Origin of the sequence: Bradyrhizobium sp. SZCCHNR1017 (assembly GCF_032381375.1) — a bacterium.
Taxonomy (GTDB): Bacteria; Pseudomonadota; Alphaproteobacteria; order Rhizobiales; family Xanthobacteraceae; genus Bradyrhizobium.
Genome location: NZ_JAUHIR010000003.1, coordinates 622,633 through 643,577 on the forward strand (window position 1 = coordinate 622,633; position 20,945 = coordinate 643,577).

At 65.9% G+C, this 20,945-nt stretch carries 20 protein-coding genes; 4 read left to right on the plus strand and 16 right to left on the minus strand.

Going from position 1 to position 20,945, the window contains the following annotated elements; all coding sequences use genetic code 11:
• Nucleotides 1–420: 420 nt before the first annotated feature.
• The 7 genes from QW863_RS11730 to soxX form a co-directional block, all read right to left on the minus strand.
• A complete protein-coding gene (locus QW863_RS11730; RefSeq protein WP_315717080.1) occupies nt 421–1,458 on the minus strand; it encodes an MBL fold metallo-hydrolase in 1,038 nt (345 codons plus the stop codon).
• A gap of 105 nt (nt 1,459–1,563) precedes the next feature.
• Nucleotides 1,564–3,312 carry a thiosulfohydrolase SoxB gene (soxB, locus tag QW863_RS11735; protein WP_315717081.1) on the minus strand — a complete coding sequence of 583 codons (1,749 nt, stop codon included), beginning with the start codon at nt 3,310–3,312 and terminating at the stop codon, nt 1,564–1,566.
• 137 nt (nt 3,313–3,449) lie between these two features.
• The gene (locus QW863_RS11740; protein WP_409977916.1) at nt 3,450–3,752 is read right to left on the minus strand and encodes a hypothetical protein; all 303 of its coding nucleotides are present in this window, start codon (nt 3,750–3,752) and stop codon (nt 3,450–3,452) included.
• A 23-nt stretch (nt 3,753–3,775) separates the two neighbouring features.
• Nucleotides 3,776–4,624, minus strand: coding sequence for a sulfur oxidation c-type cytochrome SoxA (soxA, locus tag QW863_RS11745; protein WP_315717083.1), 849 nt, complete (start codon nt 4,622–4,624; stop codon nt 3,776–3,778).
• A complete protein-coding gene (gene soxZ, locus QW863_RS11750) occupies nt 4,621–4,932 on the minus strand; it encodes a thiosulfate oxidation carrier complex protein SoxZ (RefSeq protein ID WP_315717084.1) in 312 nt (103 codons plus the stop codon). Before soxZ ends, soxA begins: the two co-directional genes overlap by 4 nt.
• 15 nt (nt 4,933–4,947) lie before the next feature.
• Nucleotides 4,948–5,442 carry a thiosulfate oxidation carrier protein SoxY gene (gene soxY / locus QW863_RS11755; protein ID WP_315717085.1) on the minus strand — a complete coding sequence of 165 codons (495 nt, stop codon included), beginning with the start codon at nt 5,440–5,442 and terminating at the stop codon, nt 4,948–4,950.
• Between the two features lie 18 nt (nt 5,443–5,460).
• On the minus strand, nt 5,461–5,754 hold the full coding sequence (gene soxX / locus QW863_RS11760; RefSeq protein ID WP_315717170.1) for a sulfur oxidation c-type cytochrome SoxX: 294 nt from the start codon (nt 5,752–5,754) through the stop codon (nt 5,461–5,463).
• Nucleotides 5,755–5,943: 189 nt separating this feature from the next.
• Between soxX and QW863_RS11765 the strand changes: the two genes are divergently transcribed.
• Nucleotides 5,944–6,621, plus strand: a complete 678-nt coding sequence (locus tag QW863_RS11765) for a DUF938 domain-containing protein (RefSeq protein ID WP_315717087.1) — start codon at nt 5,944–5,946, stop codon at nt 6,619–6,621.
• A 120-nt stretch (nt 6,622–6,741) separates the two neighbouring features.
• Here QW863_RS11765 and QW863_RS11770 read toward each other — a convergent pair whose 3' ends face one another.
• Complete coding sequence (locus QW863_RS11770) at nt 6,742–8,808, minus strand: prolyl oligopeptidase family serine peptidase (RefSeq protein WP_315717088.1); 2,067 nt, start codon at nt 8,806–8,808, stop codon at nt 6,742–6,744.
• 210 nt (nt 8,809–9,018) lie between these two features.
• On the opposite strand from QW863_RS11770, the gene QW863_RS11775 reads away from it, so the two are divergent.
• Nucleotides 9,019–10,236, plus strand: coding sequence for an MFS transporter (locus QW863_RS11775; RefSeq protein ID WP_315717089.1), 1,218 nt, complete (start codon nt 9,019–9,021; stop codon nt 10,234–10,236).
• 306 nt (nt 10,237–10,542) lie between these two features.
• On the opposite strand, the gene QW863_RS11780 is transcribed toward QW863_RS11775, so the two are convergent.
• Complete coding sequence (locus QW863_RS11780) at nt 10,543–11,088, minus strand: carboxymuconolactone decarboxylase family protein (RefSeq protein WP_315717090.1); 546 nt, start codon at nt 11,086–11,088, stop codon at nt 10,543–10,545.
• A gap of 153 nt (nt 11,089–11,241) precedes the next feature.
• On the opposite strand from QW863_RS11780, the gene QW863_RS11785 reads away from it, so the two are divergent.
• Both QW863_RS11785 and QW863_RS11790 read left to right on the plus strand, forming a co-directional pair.
• Nucleotides 11,242–12,426, plus strand: a complete 1,185-nt coding sequence (locus QW863_RS11785) for an acyl-CoA dehydrogenase family protein (RefSeq protein ID WP_315717091.1) — start codon at nt 11,242–11,244, stop codon at nt 12,424–12,426.
• 152 nt (nt 12,427–12,578) lie between these two features.
• Entirely contained in the window at nt 12,579–13,718 is a 1,140-nt protein-coding gene (locus tag QW863_RS11790; RefSeq protein ID WP_315717092.1) for an acyl-CoA dehydrogenase family protein, read from the plus strand.
• Nucleotides 13,719–13,935: 217 nt separating this feature from the next.
• Here QW863_RS11790 and QW863_RS11795 read toward each other — a convergent pair whose 3' ends face one another.
• The 7 genes from QW863_RS11795 to QW863_RS11825 all read right to left on the minus strand — a co-directional run bounded on the left by QW863_RS11795 (nt 13,936) and on the right by QW863_RS11825 (nt 20,783).
• Nucleotides 13,936–14,391, minus strand: a complete 456-nt coding sequence (locus tag QW863_RS11795; protein WP_315717171.1) for a fasciclin domain-containing protein — start codon at nt 14,389–14,391, stop codon at nt 13,936–13,938.
• A gap of 1,064 nt (nt 14,392–15,455) precedes the next feature.
• Nucleotides 15,456–16,493 carry an amino acid ABC transporter substrate-binding protein gene (locus QW863_RS11800; protein ID WP_315767758.1) on the minus strand — a complete coding sequence of 346 codons (1,038 nt, stop codon included), beginning with the start codon at nt 16,491–16,493 and terminating at the stop codon, nt 15,456–15,458.
• A 66-nt stretch (nt 16,494–16,559) separates the two neighbouring features.
• On the minus strand, nt 16,560–17,153 hold the full coding sequence (locus tag QW863_RS11805; protein ID WP_315717095.1) for a L,D-transpeptidase: 594 nt from the start codon (nt 17,151–17,153) through the stop codon (nt 16,560–16,562).
• 111 nt (nt 17,154–17,264) lie between these two features.
• On the minus strand, nt 17,265–17,390 hold the full coding sequence (locus QW863_RS11810) for a DUF2474 family protein (protein ID WP_315717096.1): 126 nt from the start codon (nt 17,388–17,390) through the stop codon (nt 17,265–17,267).
• Complete coding sequence (cydB, locus tag QW863_RS11815; protein ID WP_315717097.1) at nt 17,390–18,400, minus strand: cytochrome d ubiquinol oxidase subunit II; 1,011 nt, start codon at nt 18,398–18,400, stop codon at nt 17,390–17,392. Before cydB ends, QW863_RS11810 begins: the two co-directional genes overlap by 1 nt.
• Nucleotides 18,397–19,803 (minus strand): cytochrome ubiquinol oxidase subunit I, encoded by a 1,407-nt coding sequence (locus QW863_RS11820; protein WP_315717098.1) that lies wholly within the window; start codon nt 19,801–19,803, stop codon nt 18,397–18,399. Before QW863_RS11820 ends, cydB begins: the two co-directional genes overlap by 4 nt.
• 368 nt (nt 19,804–20,171) lie before the next feature.
• On the minus strand, nt 20,172–20,783 hold the full coding sequence (locus QW863_RS11825; protein ID WP_315717099.1) for a sigma-70 family RNA polymerase sigma factor: 612 nt from the start codon (nt 20,781–20,783) through the stop codon (nt 20,172–20,174).
• Nucleotides 20,784–20,945: the final 162 nt, after the last annotated feature.

A 20,945-nucleotide genomic window follows, 5' to 3' on the forward strand; every position in this document is an offset into this window, starting at 1 on the left:
CGCGTTGCCGGCAAACCGCCGATGCTCCCGAAATCAGGGGCGCGCGCGACACAACGCCACACTATCGGAATGCGGTTCATTGTCCATGAACGCCCGCGCATGGCACCTGCGCGCCGCGGCCGGCGTTTGCGGGCTGGGGTAGAGGAAACACGGCAGGGTGTCGGCTTTGCATGCATCCGCGCTGAGGGAGCCACTCCGCATCGTCAACCTCGGTGTCATCCCCGCACACGGGGATCCATAACCACCGGCGGATGTTTGTTGCGACGCAGGTTCAACGTGCAGCCTGCCTCAAGACAGATCACGCGGTATCGGTCCCGGGTCGGCGTCCACCGACGCTTCGCGTCCGCGGGCTTGCCCGGGACGACAGCGGAGTGTGAGGGCGCCGCCAAGGGCTGCCGAAAGGTGGGAGAGCGTGACCTCCTACGGCACCACCGGCCCGCCGGCCTTTTTCCACGCGTCCAACCCGCCTTCAATATGCGCCGTATTCGCCAGCCCCGCCGCCTGTGCCGTCTGCACCGCCATCGCCGAGCGCTCGCCATAGGCGCAGAAGAACACAATGCGGCGGCCGGTGGCGGCGGCGACCTCGCGCAGCATGCCGCCCGGCTTGAGATTGTCCTCGATCGCAGGATAGGGCGCGTGCAGTGCGCCGGACAGCGTGCCATGCTTGGCGCGCTCCGCGGCCTCGCGCAAATCGACCAGCAGCACGTCGGGGCGTCCCAGGCACTCGATCGCCTCGCGTGCCGGCAGCGACAGGCCCCGCTTCGCCAACTCCTCCTGATGCAGCCCGACGCGCATGTTGGCGGGCACCGCGACATCCATCATCTTCGGGTTCGGCAACTTCAGATTCGCCATCAGCGCGACGTAGTCGTCGACCGACTTGACCTGCAGGCGCGGATTGTAGCGGCGCTCCTCGCCGATCGTGGAGACGGTGTCGCCCTTGTAGTCGTGTGCGGGATAGACCAGCGTGTCGTCGGGCAGCCGCAGCAGCTTGTTGAAGATGGAGTCGTACTGCTGCCGCGCATCGCCGTTCTGGAAATCGGTGCGGCCGGTCCCTCGGATCAGCAGCGTGTCGCCGGTGAAGACGCGGTCGCCCAGCGAGAAACTATAGGAATCGTCGGTGTGCCCGGGCGTGTACATCACGTCCAGGCTGATGCCCTCGATGGCGATCCGGTCGCCCTCGCTGACGCGCATCGCCACCACGTCGGCCTTGGTCTGCTCGCCCATGATGGTGACGCAATGGGTTCGGTCGCGCAAAGCGCCGAGGCCGGTGACGTGATCCGCATGCAGGTGGGTGTCGACGGCCTTCACCAGGCGCAAATCGAGTTCGCGCAAAAGCTGGCAGTAGCGCTCGACCTTCTCCAGCACCGGATCGATGATGACGGCCTCGCCGCCGCTGCGGCTGGCGAGGATGTAGCTGTAGGTGCCGGAGACGCTGTCGAACAATTGGCGGAAGATCATCAGCGCCTCCTTCCGATCTGGATCATCGTGGCATTAGCACGACCGGCCCGATGTCACCAATGCGGCGAACGCTCGGCAGGTCGGATTGCATCGCGCAATCCGCTGTCACGATTGCGATGCAAATCCGGGATTGCCGTCGACACCCGAGAGCGTGACCTTGTTCGTTCCGACCAGCACCAGTTGGCCGTTGCGCAGGTGGTTGGCCACCACGTCCCACACCGGCTTGCCGTCCTGCGCGTTCATCGAGGCCCAGCCGGCGACCTTGTAGCTCTTGCGGGCGTCCAGCGGCCGGCCATCGTCGAGCGTGAGATCGGAGATGCGGCGGCCGATCGGCTCGGCGGGCGCGCAGCGGTAGGATAGCCCTCCGGTTCGCACCATGTCGCCGCCCTGCTGCAGATAGGGGTCGGCGTTGAACAGGTTGTCGCAGACGTCCTCGAGCACGTCCTTGATTTCTGCGCCGGACATCCGCTGCACATAGGTCTCGGGATAGGTGATGGCGGTCTGCGCCAGCACGTCCTCGAGCAGGATGGACTGGTTCGCGAGCAAGGTCGGGCCCCAGCGGAATCCGGGAGACAGCGCAATCTCGGCATCGAGCTCGCGGCGCAGCGCCGCGCAGATCAGGTCGTCGGTCGCGCCTTCGAAATTGCCGCGCCGGTAAAGCAGCCGGTCGGACGTCGCGAGCTTCTCGCTCCAGGCCGCGACCTGCGGCTGCTGCGTCTGATCGATCAGCGCCTGCATCGCCGGGTCCGGCTTCAGCAGCTCCGAGTAGACGGGCAGCAGCCGGTAGCGCGCATCGGCGACGCGGCCCTTGCCGACGTCGAGATCGAGCACGGCGAGGAATTTGCCGTTGGAGCCGGCATTGGTGACGAGCGTTGCGCCCTTGGAATTGCTGACCGCGACCGGCTGCGGAACCGCGTCATGGGTATGGCCGCCGAGGATGACGTCGATGCCGGTGACGCGGCTCGCCAGCTTGAGGTCGACATCCATGCCGTTGTGCGACAGCAGGATCACGGCATCGACCTTGTCGGCGCCGCGGAGGCCATCGACCAGCTTCTGCAGTTCCTCCTCGCGGATGCCGAACGTCCAGTCCGGCGTGAAGCGGCGCGGATGCGCGATCGGCACGTAGGGAAAGGCCTGGCCGATCACGGCAATACGGGCGCCGCCGATCTCCTTGATGGTGGCCGGCTTGAACACGCGGCCCGATCCGGGATCGTACGCCTTGGCGTCGTTGAACGCCGCCTCCTCCGTCAGGAACACGTTCTGCGCCAGGAATTCGCCCTTGAAGCGGGCGAGGTTGGTGCGCAGCGCCTCCTCGCCATAGGTGAACTCCCAATGCCCGGTCATGGCGTCGATGCCGAGCAGGTTGGCGGCGCTCACCATGTCGGCGCCGCGCATCGCATTGGCGAGCCCGGTGCCCTGCCAGAGGTCGCCGCCATCGAGCAGCACCGAGCGATGGTCGCCGGCATCGGCGCGCAGCTTGTCGACCAGGGTCTTCAGATGCGCGAATCCACCCATCCGGCCGAAGCGGACGGCGTACTTCTCGAACTCGAACGAGGTGAACGCATAGGCCTCGGCGCTGTCGGGTCGGATGCCGTAGCGGTCGAGGAAGGCGCGCTCGACCAGATGCGGCGGTCGTCCCCACATCTCGCCGATGCCGAGATTGACGCTGGGCTCGCGGAACAACAGCGGGCGAAGTTGCGCGTGCGTGTCCGTGATGTGCAGGATGCGCGCGTTGCCGAACTTCTCGATGTCGTAGAGGCTGACGGTGTCGGCGGCGCAGGCGCTGCGCAGCAACGCCGGCGCGGCGAGCGTGGCGACAACTGATGCCTTCAGAAAGTCCCGGCGCCGAATCATGGCTCGCGTCCTAGATCATGATGCGATTCCACGGAATCGCATCATGATCCATCCCCTTGTTTGAGCATGATCTCCGCACAAACGCCTTCGGCGTTCGTCGCGAGGGAAAACCGGTTGCCACTTCTCCGGATCATGCTCTAGCGGATCTCCATGTCCTTCCAGCGCTGCTTCTCGCTGGTGGCCTGGACGACCGAGGCCTTGGCGAGCGCCTCGGCCTCCTGCGCCGACTTCAGCGCAGAATCGAAATTGCCGGAATCCGCTGCCTTCTTCGCAGCGGTGAGTGCGGCCTGGGTCACGGTCCATTGGTTGCGCAGACGTCCGGCTTCCTTGTTGGCGCTCTCGGCCGCCGCGACAGCCGCGAGATAGTCGGCCTCCGACGCGGCCCGCGCGGAGCCGGCGCCGACCGCTGATACCATCATGGCGAACACGATCTTTTTCATGACGCTTGCTGTCGTGACGTTTTTCATGGCCGTGCTCCAGGTCCTGAAACCGGCAGGCCGTTCGACACGTAGGACAGGTAATATTCGAGGTTGCGGTATTCGTCCGATTGCGGCTCCAGCGGCACGGCGCGTGTCTGGCTGTTGCAGGTGACGAAGCGCCGGCTGATCGTGCCCATGCCGCTCCATTCCGAGCGGTAGATCGGCATCGCGTTGAGGATGCCGAGCGCCGGCGCCAGGATCTCGGCGCGGATCCGCTCCCCCGGGCTCTGCACGTGGCAGCTCGCGCAGGAGAAGTTCAACTGGCCGCGGCGGGTGTAGAAATACTCCTTGCCCTTTTCGAAGGCCTCGAGCGCACGCGGGTCGTCGGGGATCTTGATGTCGAAGCGCTTGCCGCGCGACGTGTACGCCATGTAGGCGGTCAGCGATGCCATCTCGTCCTTGACGTAGGAGTAGGGCTGCTCGCCATTGGCCTCGCGGCAGCGGTTCAGCGCCAGCTCGAGGGTGATGACCTTGCCTTCCTTGTCGTCGAAAGTGGGATAGTTCTGGCGGATGCCGATGCCGCCGTTCGGGAAGCAGTCGGCATAGGTCTTGCCGTTCTTGAACGGCTTGGCGAACATCTCCTTGCCGGCATCGAGCGCGAACTCGTAGGGCGGAAACTGCTCCTTCTCCTCCCATTGCTTGCGCATGTCGGCGTTCATCGAATACGGCCCGTTGACGAAATCGTCGAACGCCACCTTCGGAAACTTCTTGACGAAGTAATCCTGGAACGCCTTGGCGTCGGCGGCCGGGTTCGGCTTGTCCGCGGCCGCGGCGCCGGAGGCGCCGAGAGCGAGCGCGGCCGCCACGGTCAGCGCGAAGCGCGGCGCCCTCATTGGATCGTCGCCGTCAGGCTGTCGGTCGCGCCCTTGCTGTCGACCCAGCTCACCTTGAGCTCGTCGCCCTTGGCCGCGCCCTTGAAGGCGAACTTGACATAGGGGTCCTTCGACACCGCGGTGCCCCAATCGGCCAGGAACACCGTCTTGTCCTTGTGCACGAAGGTGACCTGCTGGATGTAGTGCGCCGGGATCACTTCGCCCTTGGCGTCCTTGACCAGGCCCGTATCCATCGGGTGCTGGATCAGTGTCTGGACCTCGGCGATGTCGCCATTCAGGACGGCGCGGACGCGGATGCTCGATGCCATGATGATCTCCTGACCTTAGCCGCCGCAGCCGCCGACGGTGACCTTGACCTCCTTGGTCGCGCTATAGAGCTTGCCGCCGGATTCGACGAGCGCGATCACGTTGGAGGTCTTGGCCATCTTGAGCCGGTTCGCCACCGCGGGCACGGTGCCCTCGGGGATGTGGTACGACGCCGCCAGCGCGAACGGATTCTCGCTGACGATGAAGGCGATCGAGGTGACGTTCGGCAGCGACGTCGTCACCGCGATCGGCACCACGCCGCCGTTCTCGGCGATCTCCGGCGCGTCCAGCTTGATCTTGTCGGACGCTTCGTGGTCGCGGCCGTACAGCGCCTTGACCGCGTCGCCCGCATTCTTCTGCTTGAAGGCGTCTTCCGGATATTTGTTGTCATTGGTCGCGGCAAACACGGGGGTCGCGTGCAGCACGGCGTTGCCGAGGCCGATCAGCGCGACGAGGCCGGCGCCCTTCAGGAACAGGCGGCGGTGGGCCAACGGGCCGAACGAGGCAGTCATGGCGGTCTCCAAACGGAATCAGAGGGTCTGCAGGAAGTCGACGATGGCGCTGATTTCCTGCTCGGTCAGGATGCGGTTGCGGCCGAACGGCGGCATCACCGTCAGCGGATTGCGCCTGGTCTCGTCGTTGAGAATCGCGATCAGCTCGGCGCGGTCGTATCTCGCCTTGAGGTTCTCCAGCTTCGGGCCGATCGAGCCCGGCAGGTCGCCGCCCTTGATCTCGTGGCAGGTCAGGCAATTGCCCTTGCCGCGGTCGAAGGCGAGCTTCTGGCCGTCGACGGCACCGGACTGGGCGTGAGCGGCCATGGACATGGCGAGCGAGAGCCCCATCGCCAGGGCGGTACGCAGGACAGGTGTGATCAAGGTGGAGTTCCGACGTCTCGGTGATCTCGGCAATATAGGAGCTGCAAAGCATAAAGACCATCGGCTGACAATGCAGCTATGGTGGCCGCCGCAACGCGGTTAACGAGGGCCGTTCATGGGGCGGCCGGGAGAATGGTCATGGCGGAATATGTCGTGGAGTTCGGCCGGGACGGTCGGCCGGTGGAACCGGACGGACGGCTGGACGCGGCCGCGTTCCACCGCAACCATCAGGCGATCTGGGCGGTGCTGGAACGGTTGCTGGCGGGCAAGACCGGCGATGTGCTGGAGGCCGGCAGCGGCACCGGCCAGCACGTCGTGCATTTCGCTTCCCAGCGGCCGGACCTGACGTGGTGGCCGAGCGATCTCAACGCCAACCACCTCGCCAGCATTGCGGCGTGGCGCAGCCATGCCGGGTTGTCCAACATCCGTGATGCCCAGCGCATCGACCTGTCAGATCCCGGCTGGCCGGCGGCGTTCCGCGCCGCGGGCGGGCCGTCGCAGCTCGCCGCGATCTTCTGCGCCAACGTGATTCACATCGCGCCGTGGTCGGTGGCGGAGGGACTGTTCGCCGGCGCCGGGCAGGCGCTGTCGGCGGACGGCGCACTGGTGCTCTACGGCCCGTTCAAGCGCGACGGCAAGCACACGGCGATGAGTAACGCCGTGTTCGATACGTCGCTGCGCGAGCGCAATCCGGAGTGGGGCGTGCGCGACATCACCGACCTCGAGGCGCTCGCCGCGCGCCACGGGCTCGCCTTGCGCGAGAGGGTGCAGATGCCGGCCAACAACATGATCCTGGTGTTCGGTCGGACTTCGTAGGTTTGCGACGGCGCCTCGCCGATCTCCGTCATTGCGAGCGAAGCGAAGCAATCCAGGGCCGCGTTGGGACTCTGGATTGCTTCGTCGCTTCGCTCCTCGCAATGACGGAAGATGGGTCGCTCACTTCGCCTCCAGTCCGACATGCCGCGCCAGAAACCGCGTGCCCAACGTGATGAAGCTGGCGCGCTCGCGGTTGTCGGTGCCGTAGCCATGGCCACCGGCGGCGGGTTCGTAGAACCAGGCGTCGTAGCCCATGGCCTGCAGCTTGGCGGTCATCTTGCGCGCGTGACCGGGATGGACGCGGTCGTCGCGCCGCGTGGTCGCGATCAGGACCGGCGGATAGGGCTGGCCGGGCGTTGCGGTGTGATAGGCCGAGTAGGTCGACAACCAGCTCCAATCCTGGTCGCTGTCGGGATCGCCATATTCGGCGATCCAGCTCGCGCCGGCGAGCAGCTTGGTGTAGCGGCGCATGTCGATCAGCGGGATGGTGCAGAACAATGCGCCGAAGCGCTCGGGGTAGCGCACCAGCATGTTGGTGATCAGGATGCCGCCATTGGAGCCGCCTTGCGCCGCGATGCGCTTCGGCACCGTGACGCCGCGGCGGACGAGGTCGGCGGCGACCGCTGCGAAATCATCATGCGCGAGCCGCTTGCCCGCATAGCGGCCGGCATCGTGCCAGGCGGTGCCGAACTCGCCGCCGCCGCGGATGTTGGCCTCCACGAGCGTGCCGCCACGCTCGAGCCACAGCTTGCCCAGCGCCGCATTGTAGGCCGGACGGAGCGTGTGACCGAAGCCGCCATAGGCGCTCATGTGCACCGGCGCGTCGCCTGTCAGCTCGGCCGGCCCGGTCTGGGTGTAGGGAATACGCTCGCCATCCACCGAGATCGCCTCGTGTCGCGTGACGACGTGCCCCTCGGCGCTGAAGGTGCGAGGCGCCTGCTTCAGCACGATCGGCGCGGCCAAGCCCTCGATCAGTAGCAGCGACGGCGGCGTCAGCGGATCCTGGATGTTGGCGAGCAGGTCGCCGTTGCTTTCGGCCTCGTCGGTGTCGAGACGCCAGACGTCCACCGTCGCGATCTCCGGCAGGCTGGGAAGCCGCTCGCAGCTCCACTCCCCCGGTGACGGCGTCCACACCTCGAACCTTGCCCTGAGCTCGTCGAGGATCGACAGCACCAGCCGGTCGCCGGCCCAGGACAGGCCCTGCAGCGCGCGTCGCGGCGCGGGCTCGAACACGCGGATGAAATCGCGGCGCCCGGCAAGGAATGCCGAGAGCCGGAGACCGAGCACCACATCCGCGGGATGGGTGACCTCGCCGACGGTCCAGGGCTGGCGCAGCTTGATGGCCATCCAGTCGCCATGCGCTGACATCCAGCAGTCGGTCGGCAGGTCGAGCCTGGTCCGCGCCCCGCCGCCGTCACCGAGCCATAGATATTGGTTGAAGAAGTCGATGCCCTCGGCAAACCACACCCGCGCCGGCGCGACGCTGCGATCGACACCGACATGCACCCATGTCGACTGGCTGCCTTCGGCGGCGAAGATCACCTCCGCCTGCTCGACCGGCTGGCCGCGCCGCCAGCGCCGCACCGTCCGCGCGTAGCCCGACGGCGTCGCCATGCCCGCGCCGAACGCGCTCGCCAGCAGCAGGGTGTCGGTATCGAGCCAGGCGGCGCCGCCCTTGGCCTCCGAGAGCGTGAAGCCGCCCGTCACGAAGCGCTTCGTCGCGAGGTCGAACTCGCGCAGCACCACGGCGTCGCTGCCGCCCCGCGACAGGCTCAGGATGGCGCGCTCATGCGCCGGCGGCAGGCTCGAGACCCCGTTCAGCGCCCAGTCCTCGCCTTCGTCGGCAGCGAGTCGGTCAATGTCGAGCAGGTCCTCCCATTGCGGTTGCGCCTTGCGGAACTCCGCCATCGTCGTGCGCCGCCACAAGCCGCGCGGATGCGCCGCGTCCTTCCATTGATTGTACAGCAGCCCGCCGCGGCGGCTGACGAACGGGATGTTGTCCGGCCGATCCAGGATGGCGGCCAGCGTGTCGCGGTCTCGTTCGAAGGCCGCATCGCCGAACGCGGCGAGCGTGCGCTGGTTCTGCGCCGCGACGAACGCGAGCGCGCGCTCGCCGTCGATCTCCTCGAGCCACAGATACGGATCGTCATCGGGCGCCGCGATGGTCGGACGATCGTCGATTGACATGGCTCAAGCTCCGCGGGCGCCGTTGACGCGAGAATACCGCCGGCTTGATTAGCCGGGCCGGTCGGGAGTGTCGAATCACGCTCCGTGGCGCGTTCGCTGCCGCATGGCTTGTCTCCGTTCGCGCCCGTTGCCTCGGGCGCGCGCTTCCCGCAATAGTGCGGCTGAACCAGCAAGGCGGGAGCGTGCGCGCCACGCCTCCGGATACCTGAGATGATCGATCTGACCGTGAGCGAAGACACCTCCGATGATGCCCGCGCTCGCCGCAACGTGGCGCGGCTCGCGGCCGCCCAGGCGCTGACCGGCGCGAACTCGGCCGTGATCTTCGCGACCGGTGCGATCGTCGGCGTTACCATCGCGCCGAGCATCGGGCTCGCGACGGTGCCGATCTCGATGTACGTCGTTGGCCTCGCCGCCGGCACCTTGCCGACCGGCGCGATCTCGCGCCGCTATGGCCGCCGCGCGGCCTTCCTGATCGGTACCGGCTGCGGCGCCGTCACCGGCGTGCTCGGCTGCCTCGCGATTCTGCGCGGCTCGTTCGCACTGTTCTGCCTGGCGACGTTCCTCGGCGGCGTCTATGGCGCCGTCGCGCAATCCTATCGCTTCGCGGCGGCCGACGGCGCCAGCGCGACGTTCCGGCCCAAGGCGGTGTCGTGGGTGATGGCGGGCGGCATCTTCGCCGGTCTGCTCGGTCCACAGCTCGTGCAATGGACCATGGACGTCTGGCAACCCTATCTGTTCGCGTTCAGCTATCTGGTCCAGGCGGCGGTCGCGCTGGTCGCGATGGGGATCGTCGCCGGCGTCGATCTGCCGAAGCCTGAAGCTGCCGATCTCCATGGCGGCCGGCCGCTGTCCGAGATCGTGCGCCAGCCGCGCTTCATCGCAGCTGCCCTGTGTGGCACCATCGCCTATCCGGTGATGAACCTGGTGATGACCTCGGCACCTTTGGCGATGCAGATGTGCGGGCTCACCGTGTCGGATTCCAATTTCGGCCTGCAATGGCACATCGTCGCGATGTACGGCCCGAGCTTCTTCACGGGATCGCTGATCGCGCGCTTCGGCGCGCCCGTCATCGTCGCGGTCGGCCTCGCGCTGGAAGCGGTCGCAGCGGTGATCGGTCTGTCCGGCCTCACCGCGATGCATTTCTGGGCCACGCTGGTGGCGCTCGGGGTGGGGTGGAATTTCAGCTTCGTCGGCGCCTCCGCGCTGGTGCTGGAGACGCATACGCAAGCCGAGCGCAACAAGGTGCAGGCGTTCAACGATTTCCTGATCTTCGGCCTGATGGCGCTGGGCTCGTTCTCCTCGGGCCAACTGCTCGCCAATTTCGGCTGGTCGGCGGTGAACCTCGTGGTGTTCCCGCCGGTGCTGCTGGGATTGTGCGTGCTGGCGCTGGTGTGGTCGTCGAAGCGGCGCGAGGCAGCGGCGGGCTGACTAAAACGGGCGTAGTAGTAGTAACGAGGTCGCGCCGCACCCACGGTGCGCTCCCCTCTCCCTTGCGGGGAGGGGGCGGGGGTGGGGGTCCACGAACCGTGCTCTCTCAGATTACAAGGATCAAAGTCTCTCGCTCGGCCGAGCGGTGGATGCCCAGCCTTGAGAGCCGATAGCAGTGCAGATTGATAAGGTCGCACCTCACTTCGCGCAGCGCCCGGAGACCCCCACCCCCGACCCCTCCCCGCAAGGGGAAGGGGAGTGCACCGGCATCGTGGCGACAGCGGCGCATCGCAGCTCACGCGCTTCTCACTTCAACTCCGACACCTCGCCCTCCGGCAGGTCGAACTCGAACGCGTTCAGTGTCATCGACACCATCGTGTAGTAGCCGCACAGGCCGATGATCTCGACCAGGCCGCGTTCGCCGAGCAGCGCGATCGCCTCCTTGTAGAGCGCATCCGTCAGTCCATGGCCCTCATGCAGCGACTTGGCGACGTCGTAGATCATCTGTGCCTTGGGATCGGAGAATTCCGGCGTGCGACGGTCGCGGATGTCCTCGATGATCTTGATGTCGAGCCCGCCGGCCAGCGCCAGACGCTTATGCGCGTACCATTCGTAATGCGCGGTCCAATGCCGCGCCGTCACCAGGATCGCGATCTCCGAGAGTGCTGCCGGAAACACCGTGTCGTAGCGCAGGAAGGCGCCGAGCCGCGTCGCGTGCCGCGCCATCTCCGGGCTGTTCAGCCAGGCCATCATCGGCGGCGGCGGCGAGCCGCGCTTGCTGGTGATCGACTCGTCATAGGTCTGGCGCTGGTCGGCGCTCATTTCGCCAGGCGAAAGAAGTTTCAGGCGCATGTTCGTTTCCTCGTATTTCACGCGGCGGCATCATGACCATAGAACGCCTGGCAAGGCGAGGGCGCCCGCGGCGACATCGATGTTGAATTCCCTGACGCGCTGAGGTTAGGTCGTTCCAAAGACAGCAATCATGGAAACGCGTGAGGACTTGGCATGGCCGATCTCGACACATTCCGCCGCGAAACCAGGGCCTGGCTGGAGGCCAATTGCCCGCCGGAAATGCGCCGGCCGATGACCTCCGAGGAGGACACGTTCTGGGGCGGCCGCAATGCAAAATTCTCCTCTGAGCCGCAGCGCGTCTGGTTCGAGCGCATGCGCGACAAGGGCTGGACCGTACCGCACTGGCCCAGGGAATATGGCGGCGGCGGTCTCGACGGCGAGGAGGCCAAGATCGTGCGCCAGGAAATGGCGGCGATCGGGGCGCGCGCGCCGATCACCTCGTTCGGCATCTCAATGCTCGGGCCGGCGCTGCTGAAATACGGCACGGACGACCAGAAGCGCGAGCACCTGCCGAAGATCACCGCCGGTCTAATCCGCTGGTGCCAGGGCTATTCCGAGCCGAACGCCGGCTCCGATCTCGCCTCCTTGCAGACGCGGGCCGAAAGCGACGGCGACGACTACATCATCAACGGCCAGAAGATCTGGACCTCCTATGCCAACTACGCCGACTGGATCTTCTGCCTGGTGCGCACCGATCCGGCGGCGAAGAAGCATGACGGCATCAGCTTCATCCTGTTCGACATGACGTCGAAGGGTGTGTCGACCAAGCCGATCCTCCTGATCTCCGGCCGCTCGCCATTCTGCGAGACCTTCTTCGACAATGTCCGCGTGCCCAAGGCGAACGTGCTGGGTACCGTCAACCGTGGTTGGGACGTTGCGAAGTACCTGCTGCAGCACGAGCGCGCGATGATTTCCGGCATGGGCGAGCGCGGCGGCAGCCGGCCGCTCGGCCAGGTCGCGGCGGATTCCGTCGGCAGCGATGCGCAGGGGCGGCTCGACGACGCGCTCTTACGTGCGGACATCGCGACCTTCGACGTCGACGAGGCCGCGCTTGCCGCCGCCGCCGAGCGCATGGTCGATCTCGCCAAGGCGGGACAGGGGCATCCGGCGTTCTCGTCGGCGATGAAGTACTACGGCACCGAGCTCAACAAGCGTCGCCACGAGCTGCTGATGGCGGCCGGCGGCATCGACGCGCTCGAATGGGAGAGTGAGCGCTCCCACGAAGGCGCGCGTCCCCGCGCCTGGCTGCGCACCAAGGCCAACTCGATCGAAGGCGGCACCTCCGAGGTCATGCTCGGCATCGTCGCCAAGCGCATCCTCGATCTGCCGGGGGCGTAGTTCGCACCCACGCCGTCATTCCGGGGCGCCGCGACGCGGCGAGCCCGGAATCCATAACCACGATCGTGAGTATGGATTCCGGGCCTGGCCCTTCGGGCCATCCCGGAATGACAAGACCAAAATTGATTGCCATCGTTGCAACGGGATCTCCCATGCCTCTCCTCCTCACCGAAGAACAATCCATGCTGCGCGACAGCGCGCGCGGCCTCATCAGCGATCACGCACCGATCGCGCACCTACGCAAGCTGCGCGATGATCGCGACGCGACCGGCTTCTCGCGCCAGCTCTGGGCCACCTTCGCCGAGATGGGCTTTGCCGGACTGCTCGTGCCGGAGGAGCACGGCGGCTCCGGCCTCGGCGCGGTCGAGGCCGGCGTCGTGATGGAGGAGATCGGCCGTACCTTGATGCCGTCGCCGTTTCTGGCGACGTCGGTGCTGTCAGCCTCGGCGCTGGCCCGCGCCGGCTCGGCGGCGCAGAAGTCCGAGTATCTGCCGAAGATCGCCAGCGGCGCGCTGCTCGCCGCGCTGGCGCTCGACGAAGGCGCCAAGCATCGTCCTTTGCACACCGCCCTGCAGGCCGTGCGCTCCGGCAACGGCTTCAAACTGAACGGCGCCAAGGCGATGGTGGTCGACGGCCACGTCGCTGATCTCCTGCTCGTCGTCGCGCGCAGTGCGGGCTCGCCTGGCGATCGCGATGGCCTCACGCTGTTCCTGGTCGATCCCAAGGCCAAGGGCGTGGCGATCGAACGCACCATCATGGTCGACGCGCACAACGCCGCGCGGGTCATGCTCGACAACGTCGAGGTCACCGCGGATCACGTGCTCGGCGAGGTCGATGGCGGCGCTGCCACGCTCAGCGTCGTACTCGATCTCGGCCGGGGCGCGGTGGCCTCCGAGATGGTGGGACTGAGCGAGGAGGTGTTCGGCCGCACCGTTGCCTATCTCAAGGAGCGCAAGCAGTTCGGCAAGGCGATCGGCGAATTCCAGGCGCTGCAGCACCGTGCCGCGCAGCTCTATATCGAGATCGAGATCACCCGCGCCGCGGTGCTGAAGGCGCTGCAGACGCTCGACGCCGATTCCGCCGGCGCGACGGCCGCCGTGGCCGTCGCCAAGGCCCGCGCGGGCGCGACCGCGACCCGCGCGGTGCAGGAGGGCGTGCAGATGCATGGCGGCATGGGCATGACCGACCAGTTCGACATCGGCTTCTTCATGAAGCGCGCCCGCGTCTGTGAGGAGCTGCTCGGCGATGCGAACTATCACGCAGCGCAGCTGGCTCAGCTCAGGGGGTACTAAGCAAGGCCGCTTGTCGGCCCCCGCCGACTCCCCACGCTCAGCTGTCATCGTCCGCGAAGGTGGACGATCCAGTACGCAGAGAGAGTTGTGATTGACCGACAAGCCGCAGCGTACTGGGTACCCCGCCTTCGCGGCGTACGACAGTGACTATCGACGGCGACAGCAGAGTTTGCAAAAAAAAAGAGCGCGCCATCACCGATGGCGCGCTCTCATTCGATCAATGATGCATCGCGGTCTTGGCCGGTGGCAGCAGCACCTTGTCGATGACGTGGATGACGCCGTTCGAGGCCATGACGTCGGCCTGCACCACATGCGCGTCGTTGACCTGCACGCCGAAGAAGGTGCCGTCGACGGCCACCGGCTGGCCTTGCGCCGTCTTCACGCTCAGCTTCTTGCCGGCGACGTCGCCGGCCTTCACCGCGCCGGGGATCACGTGATACTTCAGGATCGCGGCGAGCTTGCCCTTGTTCTTCGGCTTGAGCAGATCCTCGACGGTGCCCGGCGGCAGCGCGGCGAACGCCGCGTCGGTCGGTGCGAATACGGTGAAGGGACCCTTGCTCTTCAGCACCGGCACGACACCTGCGGCCTTGGCGGCGGCGACGAGCGTCTTGAACTGACCGGCGCCGACGGCGGTGTCGACGATATCGGCGGCACGTGCCGCGGCTGCTGACATGGAGAGCGCGCCCAGCATCAACGCGCCGGCCACGAACGAACGGAATCCCAGCGTCATTCGAGTTTTTCCCTGTGAACTGAACTGATGAGTTGGCTGATGCGCAAAGGGATTTTGGTCCCCCTTGTTCTCCCTGTTGTGCAGAGGCGCATCACCCGACCGGATTGGTCAGGCTCGTTACGATCGCTGCGATTGGCTGGATTTGAGAATGAGTTCACGAACTCGTGAGCGGCTCCCCGAGCCTCCCGGGCAGATCGCGCGAGAGCCATGAATCCGCGGGACTAATTGCTTTGCGGGAGCATCCGCAGTGCCCGTCGGGCCATTTTGTCGCAACCCGACGGGCGTTGTCTCGTCGGGCAAATCAGCCGCACATTCCCCGCCGTCACGGCCCGCAAGAGGGACGCTTCGCGATCGTTACGAAACGTGGGCCAGTGACGCGATGGACGCATCGGATCGCAGCGCGAGTGATCGCGCCGACGAACGATAGCGATGCGGACGTGAAAGCGCGTGGTCCTGGCGCCCCGATGCTGGCGTCAAGTCGACGGGGGATGATCCCGGGCGGCGACGGTGGCTAACAAGCCGGACACCGAGGAGAGCGCGCCATAAGCGTTAACACCATCGCGCAGGGAAGGCCGGGTTGTCCCGGCTGAGCCTGTGGTTCTGCCGCCTGCATTTTTTTACGCAGGCGGGCCGCAGGTGCCAGTCGGCACCTGGCCTTCCCTGCGCCCTCGATTTTCGGAGGGTGGAGAATTTGCAGAGCTCGGGCGCGGAAGACGTCGCGGGGATGATGATGTTTGTTCTGCTCTAAGCACCGGAAAATCAGCCCTCGCGGTGCATATGAATGCGCCTCTCCCCTTGTGGGAGAGGGCTACACAGAAGCCAACTCCAAGCTTGCTTGGGTAAGGGCCTGGTGCGGCAAATGCAGGTCTGAGTTCGTGGCAACCCCTCACCCGGTTTCGATGCTGCGCATCGAAAGCACCCTCTCCCACAAGGGGAGAGGGTGCACCGTTCGTGTCGCGAGAGGTGTGAGACCAGTCGAAGCGAAGCCGACAATTCCGACCGGCGTCCTACCTGATCGGCGGCGCGTACTGGACGCCGCCGGCGTTCCAGAGCTGGTTCATGCCGCGCGGGATCTTCAGCTTCGACTCGCTGCCGACGTTGCGCTCATAGACCTCGCCGTAATTGCCGACGTGGCGGATCACGCGCGCGGCCCAGTCCTTGGTCAGGCCGAGGTCCTGGCCGTAGCTGCCCTCGTTGCCGACCAGCCGCATCACGTCCGGCTTCTTCGACTTCAGCGCCTCGTCGATGTTCTTGGAGGTGACGCCGAGCTCCTCGGCATTGATCATCGCGTACAGCGTCCACTTCACGATCATCATCCAGTCGTCGTCGCGCTGGCGCACCACGGGCGCGAGCGGCTCCTTGGAGATCAGGTCGGGCAGGATGTCGTGATCGCCGGGCTTCGACAGCGTCAGACGCAGCGCGTAGAGCTGCGAGACGTCGGCGGTGAAGGTGTCGCACTTGCCACTGTCATACGCCTTGATGACGTCGTCGAGCTTGGGAAACTTCACCTCCTCGTACTTCATGTTGTTGGTGCGGAAATAGTCGCCGAGGTTGAGCGCGTTGGTGGTGGAATCCTGCACGCAGACCTTGCTGCCGTTGAGGTCGAGCGCGGTCTCCAGCTTGCGCGACCGCGGCACCATGAAGCCCTGGCCGTCGTAATAGGCGACCGCCGGGAAATACAGGTCGTAGTTCTGCTCGCGCGCCATCGACCAGGTGGTGTTGCGCGACAGGATGTCGACCTTGCGGCTCTGCAGCTCCTTGAAGCGCTCGTTGGCGTCGAGCGGCACGAACTTCGCCTTCTTCGGATCGTCGAAGATCGCGGCCGCGACGGCGCGGCAGAAGTCGACGTCGAAACCGCTCCAATTGCCCTTGTCGTCGGGAATCGAGAAGCCGGGCAGCCCGGCATTGACGCCGCACAACACCTCGCCGCGGCGGATGGTCCGCTTCAAGGTGCGGGTGTCGTACATCTCATAGGTGACGGCGAGCGCCGCGACGAGGACGGCGACGGCGAGCCCGATCAGCAGGCCGCCTCGGAAAGTGCGCATGGTGAATCTCTTTCAGAAAATGTCAGGACAAAGCGATGGCTGAATGTCCGGCGGCGGGCGCCGGCGTCACAGTTCCGGCTTCTGCCGCACCACGACCTTGGTGCCGACCGGCACGCGGTCGAACAGGTCGGCGACATCGGCATTCACCAGCCGGAAGCAGCCGGAGGAAATCTTGCTGCCGATCGTCCAGGGCTGGTTGGTGCCGTGGATGCGGTACACGGTGGTGCCCAGATACATCGCGCGCGCGCCCAAGGGATTGCCGGGGCCGCCGGCCATGAAGCGCGGCAGATAGGGCTGGCGCTGGATCATCTCCGGCGGCGGCGTCCAATCCGGCCACTCGGCCTTCTTGGTGATCGACAGCAGCCCCTGCCACTGGAAGCCGTCACGGCCGACGCCGATGCCGTAGCGGATGGCACGTCCGCCCGGCTGCACCAGATAGAGGTGGCGTTCGGCGGTGGACACGATGATGGTGCCCGGCGGCTCGGTGGTGCGGAAATAGACCACCTGCTTGCGCCATTCGGGATCGAGCTCGTAGCCGTCATCGGCGACGAGACCGGGCTGATCGCCGGGGTCCTCGGACTGGGCAAAACTATGCGATGTGGACAGCGCCAGCGCGATGATGGCGCTGGCCGCACAAAGCAGGCGACGGAAACTCGGCATTCAAAGCTCTCCTCAACGGACCCCTGCGAAGCTTGCCCGATCAAATCCACCCGTCAAATTTCAGGAGCATATTCGCAGCAAAGTCAAGGTGAGCGCAGGGCGCACCCGTTGTCATCCGAGCTTCATCCAGAGCCGCAGCAGGAAGGCCACCGCGCCGACGGTCGCCACGCCGGCGAGCCAGAGCGCAACGAACCAGGCGAGGCGCTTCGCGAGGGACGCGGGCTCGGGAGCGCGCATCAGTGATAGCCGCTGTCGTGCCCGACCTTGCCGCGAAACACCCAATAGGCCCAGCCGGTGTAGCCGAGGATCAGCGGCACCAGCACCAGCACGCCGGGCAGCATGATCAGTTGGCTGCGTTCGGGTGCTGCCGCCTGCCAGATCGTGATGCTCTGCGGCACGACGTAGGGATACATGCTGATGCCGAGACCCGCGTAGGAGAGGAAGAACAGCGCGAGCGCGAGAAAGAACGGCCAGCTATCGTGCCTCTGGGCGAGGTTCTTCATCATCAGCACGGTGACGCCGACGACGGCGAGCGGCACCGGCGCTGTGAGAATGATCGCCGGCCACCTGAACCAGCGGTCCGAATATTGGATCGTGAGCAGCGGCGTCCACAGACTGACGGCGGCAATGGCGAGCAGCATCGCGAACAGCAGGACCCAGCTGATGCGATAGGCCTTGTCGCGCAGGTCGCCCTCTGTCTTCAGGATCAGCCAGGTTGCGCCGAGCAGCGCGTAGCCGACCACGAGCGAGACGCCGGTGAGGAGGCTGAACGGCGTCAGCCAGTCCCACCAGCCGCCGGCATAGTGCCGGCCCTCGACATGCACGCCCTGCAGGATGGCGCCGAGCGCGATGCCCTGCGCCAGCGCCGCGACCCATGACCCGCCGGCAAAGGCGATGTCCCACAGATTGCGTGTGGCGCGGGTGCGCCAGCGGAATTCGAAGGCGACGCCGCGGAAGATCAGGCCGACCAGCATCGCGATCAGCGGCGCATACAGCGCCGGCATCAGGATCGCATAAGCGAGCGGGAACGCGGCCATCAGGCCACCGCCGCCGAGCACCAGCCAGGTCTCGTTGCCGTCCCACACCGGCGCCACGGTGTTGGTGATGACGTCGCGGTCCTGCTTGCCTGGAAACAGCGGGAAGAGGATGCCGAGGCCGAGATCGAAGCCGTCCATCACGACGTAGATGAACACGGCGAGCGCGATGATGAAGGCCCAGAGGGTGGCGAGATCGATGGCGACGCTCATGATCCGACCACTCCCTGCACGACGCCGGCGGCCGGCGTGATGCCGGCGGTGCGGACCGGCTGCTCGCTGCTCGGGCCCGGCTCGCCGGGATGCGGCGGCTCGGCCATCAGGCGCAGGATGTACAGCACGCCGGCAGCGAAGATGATGAAATACACGATGATGAAGGCGATCAGCGAGGCACCCACGGCCGGGGCCGCGAGCGGCGAAACGGAATCGGTCGTGCGCAGCAGCCCGTATACGGTGAACGGCTGCCGGCCGGTCTCGGTGGTGATCCAGCCGGCCATGACGGCCATGAATCCCGCAGGTCCCATCGCAATCGCGAAGCGGTGCAGGCCGCGATTGATGTACAGCCGCCCGCGCCAGCGCTCCCACAGGCTGAACAGGCCGAGCGCCAGCATCAGCAGGCCCAGGCCGACCATGATGCGGAACGACCAGAAGGTGATCGGCACCGGCGGCCAGTCCTGCCGCGGCACGGTGTCGAGGCCGGCCATCGGTGCGTCGATCTGGTGTTTCAGGATCAGCGAGCCAAACTTAGGAATGCCGAGCGCCCATTTCAGTTCGCCCTTGGCCTGGTCCGGCCAGCCGAACAGGTACAGCGGCGCGCCGTCCTTGTGGCTCTCGAAATGGCCTTCCATGGCCATGATCTTCACCGGCTGGTGTTCGAGCGTGTTGAGGCCGTGCTGATCGCCGACCAGGATCTGCAGCGGCGCCACCAGCGCCACCATCCGCATCGCCATCGAGAACATCACGCGCGGGCCCGGCAGATGCGGATTGCGCAGCAGATGCCAGGCGCCGACTGCGCCGACCACCAGCGAGGTGGTGAGATACGCTGCCAGCACCATGTGCACGAGGCGGTAGGGGAACGACGGATTGAAGATGACTGCGAGCCAGTCGACCGAGACGAACTGGCCGTCGGCGTTGACGGCATAGCCCGCCGGCGTCTGCATCCAGGAATTGGCCGAGAGAATCCAGAATGCCGAGATCAGCGTGCCCACGGCGACCATCAAGGTGGCCAGGAAATGCAGCTTCGGGCCGACGCGCTTCAGGCCGAACAGCATGACGCCGAGGAAGCCGGCTTCGAGGAAGAACGCCGTCAGCACCTCATAGGCCATCAGTGGTCCGATCACCGGTCCGACCTTGTCGGAATAGACCGACCAGTTGGTGCCGAACTGGTAGGACATCACGATGCCGGAGACGACACCCATGGCAAACGCGATGGCGAAGATCTTGAGCCAGTAATTGAAGACGTTGAGATAGACGTCGCGGCCGGTCCACAGCCACAGCGCCTCGAGCACGGCGAGGTAGGACGCGAGCCCGATCGAAAAGGCGGGGAAGATGATGTGGAAGGTGACCGTGAAGGCGAACTGCGCGCGCGCCAGCTCAACCGCATCCAAACCGAACATCAGCACCGCCCGTCATTGCCGTGGGGCTTGTAGCACCGCCCCATGACGGAAGATTGCACCGGCAACGCGCGATATCAAATGGTCAAATCGCCCTATTGGCGGCGTGAGCGGTCCCAAACGACGAAGACCCGGCGGGGGCATCCGCCGGGTCTTCGGAGCAACCTTGGAAGGTGGAGGTAACCTTGAATTTGCTCGCTCCAAACCGAGATCAGCTGGGGGACTGAGGCTCGGCTGATGGATAATGTTCTAGCGGCGGAAATTTTCCAGGTGATTTCGCCGATTGTTTCAATTGTTTCGTTCGGCGATTTTCGTGCGTCGTCGTCTTTGGAACCCGCCGGGACCGCAGCCCCGACGAGAATGAAGCTTGGTCAGGCGGCGAGGCTGTGGACGCCGGCACCGCGCAGCAGCTCGGCCAGGTGCTTGCGGGCATAGAACATGCGCGTCTTCACCGTGCTCTGCGGAATGCCGATGATCTGCCCGACCTCCTCCACCGACTTCTCATGGTAGTAGATCAGGGTGATGATCTCGCGATGCGCCGGCGACAGCTTGGCGACGCAGGCGCGCAGGATGGCGCTGGTGGTGGAGCGCTCGAGCGAGGTCTCCGGGGTGTCGGAGTCGTCGGCGATCTCGCGCACCTCGTCCTGGTCGATGTCCTCGAAGCGGCGCTGGCGCAGCGCGGTCAGCGCCTTGAAGCGGGCGATCGACAGCAGCCAGGTCGAGACCTGCGAGCGGCCCTCGAACTGCTTGGCGGTGCGCCAGACGTCCAGGAACACCTGGCTGACGAGGTCCTCGGCGATCGTGGTGTCGCGGACGATGCGCAGGATGAAGCGATAGACCCGCACATTGTGACGCGCATAAAGCGTGTGCATCGCGGTGCGATCGCCATCGGCAATGCTCTCCAGGAGCATGCCGTCCGTGGTCGCCTGGGCGGCGATGATGCCCTGGCTGGCTGCGGAATTGATGGCAACGACGTTCTGCATGGCACTCTCCCGTTCCGCCGCCCCCTTGCGGCGTTTCGACGGGATGGATTGTTAAGGAGTGCCCGTTTCGGGACGTCTGCACGAAAACAGGAAAATGGTTTCGTGCGCCTGCGGAAATGTTTCGTCGCGCCGCACATCGCGAAACAGTCGTGGCGGAATTGT